This is a genomic window from Bacillus sp. B4EP4a, from assembly GCF_006680105.1.
GTDB classification, from domain to species: Bacteria; Bacillota; Bacilli; order Bacillales; family DSM-1321; genus Peribacillus; species Peribacillus simplex_E.
The window spans coordinates 84,064-95,882 of sequence record NZ_VHIK01000015.1; the positions used below are offsets into that span (position 1 = coordinate 84,064).

An 11,819-nucleotide genomic window follows, 5' to 3' on the forward strand; every position below is an offset into this window, starting at 1 on the left:
ACCCAAATTTACCATAATTTTATTCCAGTGACGTTTCATATGCGGTACGGGAAAATCAATTTTTGAAACTTATTTTTGAAGACATCGAATACTATCAACAAGCTTTGTATAGTTGTAAGGTTTAAAACGATAAATATAGTTAGTAATAAACCCCAAATTAGCAATGAGGCATTTCATTTTAGAAACAATTACTTTCGCAAGATCAATCGTTAAGCAATCATGGTTTTCTTTAAAGCTTTCATTTGTTCTTGACAAAAAAACACCTCATTCTTTTATAGAGGATTTGAAGAGAGCACACTTTAAAAGAATGCAGTGTTACTATTTTTTTTGAGCAACTCCTCAAAGGCAATGCCCTTGTAATGAATCCGAAGGAGAAGTTAAAAATTCATAGAAGTCTTCTATACTGAAGAGGAAGAACACATTTATTCATGGGTTTTATACATTCCCTAACAAGATTCAATAGAATATTGAAAGATAAATCGTCTTTTTATGTTGATGTTATAACCCCAAACATCACGGTGAATTAAAATATAACAAAGGAAAGAAAAAGACTGTCTAGAATTTCTCGACAGCCTGACCAACCTCCAGGCGGGTGTCTCAACTGCCATTCTATTCAACAACCGTCACTCATCAATTTCCATAATGGGACCCCTTTTGTGGATTCTCTACATAAGCGGGGGCAGTCTTTATCAAATGGGATATATGTGCTAATTCGAATTTCTCATGCTTAGCATCAAAGGAAAGAAGCTCGACTTTTAAATCATTTCTATAGATGTAAATAATTTTATATTCTCTTGATTTATAAATCACTTTATCACCTATCTTCATAAGCACGCTCATTTCTAATGTAGATTTAAAAAGGCTGCCAAAAATCAAAAGATGTTCAAGAGTTTTTCACCCAGGATCTTCCTTATCATAAATGATGGTATGCAGCTCTATCGCTTTTATATTTTCAACTAGTCTTTTTCTTGTAAGCTCAATCTCTCTGAAATTCAAACCATTTCGTTTATTGGATAAACATACTAGATTGTCGATATCTTGATAAATCTGTTTAAATGTAATTCTCATATTTTGGTTTGCCTCCTTTTCATTGTAAGGAAGGTTTCTTTTAAAGCGTGCTTTATTTCATCTGCTCAATGTAACAGCATTGAACAGTTCCTTTAATGAATTAACTCGTATCACACGGCGAAAGGATCATCGGGCTATTTTAGACGGTTCAAGTACTTCCTTAACAATTGCCACGACCCGCTCTTGATCTTCAAATGTCATGCCCGAACCGGACGGCAAACATAAACCTTGTTCGAATAACATACTTGAAATGCTTTTATCCCCGCTTTCGTCTGTAAAAAATGCTGCATTTTTAAAGACAGGCTGTAAATGTAATGGTTTCCATACTGGTCTGGACTCAATATTTCCTGCTTCTAACGCATTAATCACGTCAATGTATCGTACTCCATTGATTTTGTCGTCTATTGTTAATGCGGTAAGCCAGCGATTCCCCATCGTATCTTTTAACTCAGGCATGAAGGTAATGCCAGGTATGTTTCCCAATGATTTTTTATACCGATCAAAAATTTCTCTCCGAACTTTTACACGGTCATCCAATACTTCTAGTTGGGCACGACCGATTCCAGCTAGAATATTGCTTAAACGATAGTTATATCCAATCGAGCTATGCTGATAGTGAAGCGCTGGATCACGTGCTTGTGTAGATAGAAAGAGAGCCCTATGTAAAAATTCCTCGTTATTTGAAACCAGCATGCCCCCACCGGAAGTTGTTATGATTTTATTTCCATTAAACGAATAAATCCCTATATCTCCAAACGCTCCTGTTTGCTTCCCCTTGTAAGTGCCACCAAGGGATTCTGCCGCATCCTCTATTAAAGCAACCTTATATTTCCCGCAAATGCTCTTGATCTCATCCACCTTTGCACTCTGTCCAAATAGATGGACCAAAATGACGGCTTTTGGAATTTCCCCCTTTTTCCTAGCGTATTCCAAAGCCAGTTCCAATGCCTTAGGTGACATATTCCATGTATCAGATTCGGAATCAATAAAAACAGGCTTCGCCCCTTGATAGATGATAGGATTTGCACTGGCTATAAAAGTTAATGAAGAACAGAATACGGTATCACCACTGGTGACTCCCAATACTTGCAATGCCAAATGAATGGCCGCAGTTCCTGAACTTACTGCCAATGCCCCCTTAGTGCCTGCATATTTGGCAAATTCCACTTCCAAAGCTTTTACGTTCGGTCCCAGTGGCGCTATCCAATTTGTCTCGAACGCTTGGCTAATGTACATTTGTTCATTCCCACTCATATGAGGAGGCGAAAGATACAATCTTTTATTCTCCATCCCACACACTCCTTATTTTATTATCCTAGCTGGGGACCCCACAGCTGTAGATGCATCAGAAATGTCTTTAATGACGGTTGACCCGGCTCCAACCGTACACCATTCCCCTATCGTTATGCTTGGTATGACCGTAGAACCAGCTCCCATCAAGGTACCAGTTCCAACCTTGACAGCTCCTGTCAGTGTTGCACTTGGTGCTATATGGATAAAGTCATCAAGATGGGTATCATGCTCAATAACTGAAGACGTATTAACAATGACATGATTCCCCACCCTCGCGCCTGCGTTCAAGACGACATTAGGCATAATGACCGTTCCTTTACCTATCGAGACATTTTTGCCCACTACAGCAGTGGGGTGAATGACTGTCTCATAATCCATTACATCTAAATTCAGCTCGTTTACGATTTTAAATCTTAAATCGTTCCTGCCTATCGCAATAATTACCTTACATTCAAAATGAATAAACAACCTTCTATAGCTTAAGATGGGGCCAAAATATACATTTCCCTTTCTTTTCAGCACTTCGTATTGATCATCTAAAATAGCCATGAGCCGATATTCACCCATTGCTTCAACAATATCTTGAACAACTTTTGAGTGCCCGCCCGCACCGATTATTACGATTTTCTTCAATTCACATCACTTCTAACATCATCAAATTTGGAGTTTCCTTAAGATAAATTTCCTCAGAACCTGGAGATTTTCTAACTGTTTCCTCCAGATTCGATTTCATTTGAGTTTTGGTAAATCATCAATCAATATCATTCATCCTATTATCCAACAAATTTCCGGGTTGTTACATGCCCTTCTTGGGTAATGGCTTCCTGTTTACATACCTTAATCAAGGTAAGGTATATGATCTTCATATCCAATAAAAAGGATTGATTTTCTACGTACCAGACATCAAGCTCAAATTTTTTCTCCCAAGAGATTGCATTGCGTCCATTCACTTGTGCCCAACCTGTCATTCCTGGACGGACATCATGCCTCCTAGCTTGTTCGGAAGTATATAATGGGAGATATTCCATTAATAATGGCCGTGGGCCTACAAAACTCACATCCCCTTTCATGACATTGAATAATTGAGGTAATTCATCTAAACTTAATTTTCTAAGTAATTTCCCAAAATCGGTTAATCTCTTCTCATCAGGAACCAAATCCCCATTTTCATCTTTTTCATCCGTCATCGTTCTAAACTTATACAAAAAAAATGGTTTACCATTAAGGCCTGGGCGCTCCTGCTTAAAAATGACAGGTGAACCTAATTTCAAACGGATGAGGATGACGATAAGCAGCATAAGAAGTGAACTGGATATGAGCGCCAGACAAGATATCAATAATTCAAAAGCCCGTTTCATTTTTCCCTCCCAAATCATCATTGTGTATCGTTATCAAGTAAACGAAGGAATTCTTCAGATAGCTTTACGGAATTCCAGTAATCAATTGCAAATGTTTTCTGGTGATTGCTATCATCACCTGGATATGAGCCATTGTCACGGTATGGGAACTTTGTTATTCTTCCTATAATTTGCTAAATTCAACATTCTATCTTTTAACGTTTCTTCGCTCAAGACATCATATGTTGTGATAATATCTTTTATTGCATTCCAATTTACCTCTCTTGGTTTTCCAATATGGATTTTCGGATAGATCTGATTTAAGTAAACTTCATCTTCCCCAAGCAATTCTTCGTATAATTTTTCTCCTGGCCGAATTCCAGTATAGGTTATCCCAATGTCTTCAACGTTGTAACCTGACAGTTGGATAAGCTTTTTAGCGAAATCGACAATTTTGACAGGTTCGCCCATATCAAGTACGAATACCTCTCCTCCTTTGGCCAGAACTCCTGCCTGAATGACTAATCTCGAAGCTTCCGGAATCGTCATGAAATAGCGAATCATATCCGGATGAGTGACTGTCAAAGGTCCTCCTTTTCTTATTTGTTTTTTAAAGAGTGGGATGACGCTGCCATTACTGCCAAGGACATTTCCAAACCGGACCGTTACAAATTTAGTATGACTCGACAAACTCTTATACTGGATCATCATCTCTGCTAAACATTTAGAGGCACCCATTATACTTGTCGGATTTACGGCTTTATCTGACGAAACCATGACAAAAATATTCACCATGCCGGCCTCCGATGCCTCCGCAACGTTCATCGTGCCTATCATGTTATTTTTCACCGCTTCTTTAGGGTTGGACTCCATAAGCGGTACATGTTTATGGGCGGCCGCATGATAGACTATATTTGGATGATGATGTTCGATTACCTGAAACATCCTCCTGCGATCCTGAATGTCTGCAATTTCGGTCACGATTTCAATAGTATTTGCATAAGCCTCCCGTAATTCCAACTCGATCGCATAAATGCTGTTTTCACCATGTCCAAGCAATACAATTTTAGCTGGATTATACTTCATGATCTGACGACAGATTTCTGATCCAATTGAACCGCCTGCACCTGTTACTAAAATAGTGCCATCAACAATCTTTTCTGAAATCCCTTTATCATCAAGTTGAACGGGTAAGCGACCCAATAAGTCTTCCATCTGGATATCCTGCAATTCATTAATTGGAACCTTACCTTGAACAATCGCTTCCAGGCTAGGGACAATTTGAGTTTTTACGCACGTTTTAGTGCATTCTGAAAAAATGTCATTTATCTCCTCTCTTTTCAAAGAAGGAATCGCAATCACGATATGTTCTATTTTGTATTGCTCGACCACTTGAGAAATATGTTTTGTTGCTGCTACTACTGGTATATTGAAGATTTCTAAACTTAGTTTCGTTTTATCATCATCAACGAATGCAACTGGGACTAACTCTATATTGCTGGATTTTAACAACTGACTCGTTATCATCGTCCCGGCAGATCCGGCGCCTACGATCAACGTTCTTTTTTTATTTGGTGATTGCTTAATGTATCGTTCAAAATAGATTCTCCATGCCAAACGTGAGCACCCAATCATGGCCATATACAGAATCCAGGTAATGAAAAGTTCTCTAATATAAAGAAAATCGGTAAAGTATAGCTGAAAGACGGTTGTAATGGTAATAGAAAAGGCCGTCACTTTGAATATATTGAACATTTCCCTGATACTTGCGTATTCCCATGCCTTTTTATATTGTTTCAAATAAGCTGTAAAGAAATAATGACACAAGAGCAAAATAAGCGTACCCGTCAGTGTAAATGCCGGAAGTTCATCATATGGATGTAATAACCAATAACTTAAAAATACAGCTGTTACAACAATCATGGCGTCCAGTAAGACTAATGTGAAAAGCCGGTTATAATATGTCAAATCTACTTCTCCCCATATTAATATTTTTAGTCAAACAAGAGTTCCTTAACTTTCAATCCGTACAATACATTCTCGGCATTTTCATTAAAGGCGTCGACCATTTCTTGTCCGAAATTCTTTTCAATCAACTTATGTGCTTCCCTGATCTGAAAACCTCTTTTTCCAACATTATGAGCATCTGATGCAATAAAATGAGTAAGACCTGAGTGAACTAAATATTTGGAAAACCTTTTTGTTCTCCATCCGAATTTACCCGTGATGCTCCCTGCTGTTATTTGTGAATACGCACCCTTCCAAATTAATTCTTTTAAAAGTTGCGGATTTTTTATTATTTCCAAATTCCTCTCTGGATGAGCGATGATCGGTGTCATCCTTTTCATTTGCAAATCATAAATTAATCGTTCCGTATACCTTGGCACATGATTAGAAGGTAGTTCGAGAAGGATGTACTGCGAACCATTCAAGCCCATGATTTCATTATTATCATAATCATCTGAAAGTTCATCGGATATCCTTATTTCCTGCCCTGGCCATACTTTTAGCGGGATTTCGAGATCAGCTAGCACTAGGTTTAATTTTGCAGTTTCTTTCACGACTTTTTCCTTTTCATTTTCATATATCCCCTTATTATAATGAGGGGTTGCTATTATGTTAGAAATTCCTTGATCTACAGCTTTTCTCGCCATTTCTATACTTTCCTGGATATTTCCAGCACCGTCATCCATCTTCGGTAAAATATGACTATGAATATCAATCATTGTTATCCCCTCTTTGGCTAACCGCGAATGCTAAATTCATAAAACTTCCAAACTACATTTTTTTATCTACCATAATAGTAATATTCGTCTGGATGCTTTTGTTTTTTCTTATTTAAGATTGCGCCCAGAAGCTTTGCATTTGCATTTTCAAGTAATTCCTTCGCTTTTTTTGCTTGCTGTATTTCAGTCCTTCCGCTGCTGACCACTAAAACAACGCCGTCTGTCATATTCGCTAGTACTTGAGCATCTGTAACTGCATTAACAGGCGGTGTGTCCAGTATTACTAAATCATAATTCAGCTTTGCTTCATCCAACACTGTCACCATTCCGTTTGACCCAAGCAACTCTGATGGGTTTGGCGGGATGGGCCCACTTGTCAACACATCCAAATTGGGATAAATGGAAGGTTGTACAGCATCAAGTAATTGATTTTGCTTTGATATGATATTCGTTAACCCCAAGTAGTTCTCCATGTTAAAGTTAGTATGAACACTCGGCTTTCTCAAATCTGCATCTATGATGAGAATGCGTTTCCCTTGCTGAGCAAATACTGCTGCGACATTGATTGAAGTGGTCGATTTTCCTTCACCAGCATTTGCAGAAGTGAAGATCATCGACCGTATGTCTTTTTCCACAGCGGAAAATTGAAGGTTCGTTCGAATCGTCCTATATTGCTCCACAACCGGTGACTTCGATTTCAACATGGAAATACTGCTTCTTTTTTTAATCTCTGTCATTTTATATCGTTTATTGCGTGCCAAGCTTTTCACCTCTTGAGGTTGGGATTACAGATTTATAATTTCCGTTTTTTTTTATCTTCCATTAAATTAACGATGCCTAGCATCGGGATCTTTAAATGTTCTTCAATATCAGACTCAACTTTGATTGTTTTGTCGAAAAATTCGATCATGAATGTAAGAAATAAACTTATGATCACCCCTGCAAAACATGCAATGATCGTATTCGAGATCGGATTCGGTTTTATGGGTGATGAATTATCTCCTATAGTTGCTCTGGATAAGACATTGACATTGTCCACATTCATAAGCGCTTTTATTTCAGATTGGAATATGTCTGTTATTGTACTGGCGACACTAACGGCAAATTTAGGGTCAGCACCCTCAACTTTAATGGTAAATATTTGTGAATTCCCATTACTGACGATTTTGATTTGTTCCGACAATGCTGAATTTGAAATATCTAGATTCAGTCGTTCTTTGACTTTTTCTAACATCATCGGACTTTTTATGATCTCGCTGTACGTTTCGATCAATTGAATATTGGTTTGAATCTCACCTACATTGTAAAGTTCTGACTTTTCTTTGGATTGATTGACTAAGATTTGTGTAGAAGCTTGGTAAACAGGTGAAAGAATGAAAAAGCTAACGATTCCCGTCATTGCCGTTATAAGGGTTGTGATGATAATAATGAGCACGATGCGTTTTTTTACCATTTGAAAAAGATCTTTTATATTGAGTGTCTCCCTCATTCAATCAACTCCAATCCAACTAAAATACTTTCCGTTTATCCTTTTCTTTTTTCTGTTTCCTATAATTTTGCGACCTTATCAGAAAGCAGTCCATTTTCCTCCATCACATTCTTGGAATCGAATATTAATGAAGCATTATCATGGACACTTTTCCAGTCAAAACAATTGTGTGGTGTTCCAATGACAACTAAATCGGCTTTTTGAAGAATGTCAGCATCATATTTTTCCACCGGTATAATCTGTTCGTTGATTTGGATTTCTTTTGCATAAGGTTCGATGACGGTTAGATTCTGGACCTTGTTTTGTAATCGTTCAAGTAAGCGGATGACCGGGCTTTCCCTTAAATCGCCAATATCACTTTTGTAAGTTGCACCCAAAACCACAATATGTGAGTGTTTCATGAGCTTGTCATTGGCTGCAAGCAGTTCAAGTATGCGCGTATAAGAATAGTGAACCATTCCGTCATTAATATCCCCAGCCAATTCAATCATTTTTGTCCGGTGACCGTGTTCTTTTGCTTTATAGAGCAAATAGTATGGATCGACCGGTATGCAATGCCCGCCGACACCAATGCCTGGGGTGAATTTCATGAACCCGTATGGTTTTGAGGAAGCCGCATTGATCGTTTCCCATATATCAATTTCCAGTTCATTGCATAGAACCGTAAATTCATTGACCAAAGCCATGTTAATCCATCGGAAAGTGTTCTCAAAGATTTTGCTTAATTCTGCAACACGGATCCCATTAACACGATGGGCTGTCGGTCCGATAAACATACACGCTAGATCTGTACAGGTTTCCGTCATCCCCCCGACGATCTTTGGTGTGTTGCTTAAATTAAACTTTTTATTACCTGGATCTATTCTTTCCGGGGAATAGGCTACAAAAAGGTTTTCCCCAATCACATAACCCATTTCTGTTAATGGTGTACAGATATATTCTTCTGTCGTTCCCGGATATGTTGTACTTTCCAAAATAACCATTGTACCTTCATTCACATGTTCAGCCACAATCTTCCCTACATCCCTCACATACGAGATATCAGGTTCCTTCAACTTATTAACTGGGGTGGGAACACAAATCAAAAGGACATGCATATTTCCAAGCTGCTTCATATCCGTCGTCGCCGTAAATCGCTTTTTGTTAATCAATTCGGTAAGCTCGTCATTATCTACATCATTGATATAATTGATTCCGCACTTTAAACTTTCCACCTTTGTCACTGAAACATCGAATCCGGTCACCTTATAACCTTTAGATGCATAATGACAAGCTGTCGGGAGTCCAACATACCCCAATCCAATCACTCCGACTTTAGCCGTCTTGTTCTTTAATTCTCTTTGCAGAGCAGATTTCAGCGAGTATTGAGCTCTTTCTTGAGTTATCGCTGTTATCATGATTCAACCCCTCCATTCCACTTATAAAAAACATAACGGTATTTAAGACTAACAAGCCATAATGTAAATTCACCGGACATGCCAATACATAAGATAAACTAGCAATCTTTCAATACTATTGAGCTAAGTCATCAAAACCCAGAAATTCATATTTATGGTCGATTCACTTACTGGAATTTGAACATCCGCTTTGTTTGTTCCATTATTTTTCGTTAGCATTAATAAATTATCATAATTACTTTTGATGCCAGTTCCAGATTTCGAATGAATCGTTCTGTTTTTGGTTCATCTACCCTGTATATCCTGAATTTCATGTTTTTTCACCCTGATGAACACCCCAGCACCAACAGCATTGTTATTCCTTTCTTTTGCGCATTTTAGCGCATTTATATAGTTAAATTTTTGGTCAGTACTTACTCAGTATATTTGGAAATTCCAGTTCAAAAAATATTGCAAGCAGCTAGCAAAATACCATTAAAAAAACTTTCCACAACCTATTCTTCTTTTAGTTTTAAAAAAAATACAAAAATCCCCCGATCGAATTGGCCTTTATCAAGGTGCCATTACTCGGGGGAATTTAACCAAGTTTTCAAGAACACATCCTACTTTTTAGGAGCGTCCGCTGTCATGTCTGTCACTTTGTCAATTATCCATTCCTGCTTTTCTTTAGTGTCGGTATTTTCATACTGCACCTTGAACGGTCCCTTTCCTTCTATTACGTAGTATCCATTTCCTTTAACACTTTTGCCAGGTGACAGTTGTGTCCCCAAATTATCTCCCGGATAGATTCTAAGTTTTTTATTTTCTTGATTCCATACCGACATTTCAAAAACGTCTACAAATCGTTCTTCTGCCGTTTTATTAGTTGCCATAAGCTGTAACTGTAAAACCTGTTTCCCTTTTTGCTCTGGATGTTCAAGCTTTAAAGCCTTTTCAATCCGAATGCTCACGCCAGATACGGTTTTATCTTGTCCTGTTTCATTTTTATCCGTTTCGTCCTTAGAGGAAGTATTCGTTTGCTTTTGCATATTTTTCTGTTCATCCTGGACTTCCTTTTCTCCTGAAATGCAGCCTGTCAAAAATATGGTTAAAGTTAATATACAGATCCCAATACTTCTGAACCTTCTCTTCAATATCATGATTCCACCCCTTTAAAAAATATAACTCCTTCTTAAAGAGAGATTCTTCAGTACCTTTTATCCAATTCGAAAATTGGAATTAATTTCTCGAAACGAAAAAATGCCCAAACAGCATTTTCAAACATGTAAGAAGGACCCACTTCCTATAGAAGCGGCCTTCTTACCATCCTTACCACATTGATTATTTGACTATTGTTTTTGCTATATCTCCTCCAACTACTAGAGGTCCATTGTCAACTTCAATGACATCTCCTGCTTGCAATCTTCGGGTAACCCCATTTTCATCCACAATAAACCGGCTGTAAATTTGGTAACTTCCATCCGGATTAATGACTCCTGATCCCGTTTGATTAAGGGAAACCGTTCTCTGTGCTAATCCATTCACTAGCAAACGAAGACTCTTAGTTCCTTCGGGTGCTTTACCCGTAACATAATCCGCATTAGGTGCCACAGGATTCACCTGCAGTTTCTCCGCTTCCTTGATTACTGTAGTATGAGCTTGTATGTTCGCTGGAGTCCGCATTCCGTAGTCAACCGTTACGATATCGCCTGGTTGTAAGGTTAAATTATTTCCATGATCGTCCACCCCTACGTACCTGCTGTATATACTGAATCTTCCATCTTCATTGACAGGTGCCGTACGCAGTGCTACGCCATTTACCAGTAACCGTACTATCCTTGCCCCTTCAGGTGCAGTTCCCGTTATAGTTTGTGCATCTTGGTACACAGTGTCAATCTTTACAGGTTCACTAGGCATAAACTGTACTACCCTAACAGATGAACTCTCGCTGACATTCCCTGCCGTGTCTGTAAGGGTGACCGTAATTATCGTATTGACAGGTTGGTTTGGAATCGCAATCTTGAATTGCCCGTCTTGACCTACAACTCCAGTATATTTCTTGGAATTAATGGTGACAGTCACATTTGCTTCAGGTTCACCGCTTCCTGTTACTTCTTTACTGTTTGTAGTAACTTCATTTAGTTTCGGTGCATTTGGAGCGGTTATATCTTTATCCAATAGATCTTTCGCTTTGTTCAATAAGTCTTGCAGTCGGTCCTTTTCTTCACCTTCAGGAAGCTTATTGACCGCTTCTTGGGCTTCATCAATCGCCCCTTGATCCGTCGTTCCTTTTAATGTATCGAATTTATCGTCCGTGTACAGATCTTCCACTTTGTTCTTCGCATCGGCTAGATCTTTTTCTGCCTGCTCTTTTTTGTTCAATAAATCTTTCGCATTATTCAGTAAATCTTGCAGTCGGTCCTTTTCTTCACCTTCAGGAAGCTTATTGACCGCTTCTTGGGCTTCGTCAATCGCCCCTTGATCCGTCGTTCCTTTCAATGTATCGAACTTATCGTCCGTGAACAGATCT

11 protein-coding genes are annotated in these 11,819 nt (G+C 38.5%); all 11 read right to left on the reverse strand.

The annotated features are described in order from the left end of the window. Positions 1-894: 894 nt before the first annotated feature. Complete coding sequence (locus FNK51_RS26475; RefSeq protein WP_179891182.1) at positions 895-1,068, reverse strand: hypothetical protein; 174 nt, start codon at positions 1,066-1,068, stop codon at positions 895-897. Between the two features lie 126 nt (positions 1,069-1,194). Then, positions 1,195-2,358: a DegT/DnrJ/EryC1/StrS family aminotransferase gene (locus tag FNK51_RS08330; RefSeq protein WP_141993021.1), complete on the reverse strand. Its 1,164-nt coding sequence runs from the start codon at positions 2,356-2,358 to the stop codon at positions 1,195-1,197. 12 nt (positions 2,359-2,370) lie between these two features. Next, entirely contained in the window at positions 2,371-2,994 is a 624-nt protein-coding gene (locus FNK51_RS08335) for an acetyltransferase (protein WP_141993022.1), read from the reverse strand. Positions 2,995-3,134: 140 nt separating this feature from the next. Further along, a complete protein-coding gene (locus tag FNK51_RS08340; RefSeq protein WP_098373388.1) occupies positions 3,135-3,719 on the reverse strand; it encodes a sugar transferase in 585 nt (194 codons plus the stop codon). A 135-nt stretch (positions 3,720-3,854) separates the two neighbouring features. Then, entirely contained in the window at positions 3,855-5,666 is a 1,812-nt protein-coding gene (locus tag FNK51_RS08345) for a polysaccharide biosynthesis protein (RefSeq protein ID WP_141993023.1), read from the reverse strand. A gap of 26 nt (positions 5,667-5,692) precedes the next feature. Then, positions 5,693-6,424 carry a tyrosine-protein phosphatase gene (locus FNK51_RS08350; RefSeq protein ID WP_098373390.1) on the reverse strand — a complete coding sequence of 244 codons (732 nt, stop codon included), beginning with the start codon at positions 6,422-6,424 and terminating at the stop codon, positions 5,693-5,695. A gap of 62 nt (positions 6,425-6,486) precedes the next feature. Continuing rightward, positions 6,487-7,185 carry a CpsD/CapB family tyrosine-protein kinase gene (locus FNK51_RS08355; RefSeq protein ID WP_483295557.1) on the reverse strand — a complete coding sequence of 233 codons (699 nt, stop codon included), beginning with the start codon at positions 7,183-7,185 and terminating at the stop codon, positions 6,487-6,489. 32 nt (positions 7,186-7,217) lie between these two features. Continuing rightward, entirely contained in the window at positions 7,218-7,913 is a 696-nt protein-coding gene (locus FNK51_RS08360) for a YveK family protein (RefSeq protein WP_098373392.1), read from the reverse strand. A gap of 59 nt (positions 7,914-7,972) precedes the next feature. Beyond that, entirely contained in the window at positions 7,973-9,310 is a 1,338-nt protein-coding gene (locus FNK51_RS08365) for a nucleotide sugar dehydrogenase (RefSeq protein ID WP_141993024.1), read from the reverse strand. A 602-nt stretch (positions 9,311-9,912) separates the two neighbouring features. Continuing rightward, a complete protein-coding gene (locus FNK51_RS08370) occupies positions 9,913-10,449 on the reverse strand; it encodes a DUF4352 domain-containing protein (RefSeq protein ID WP_141993025.1) in 537 nt (178 codons plus the stop codon). 181 nt (positions 10,450-10,630) lie between these two features. Next, the coding region (locus FNK51_RS08375) for a toxin Cry1Ac domain D-VI-related protein (protein WP_286178605.1) at positions 10,631-11,819 on the reverse strand (1,189 nt) is incomplete at its 5' end.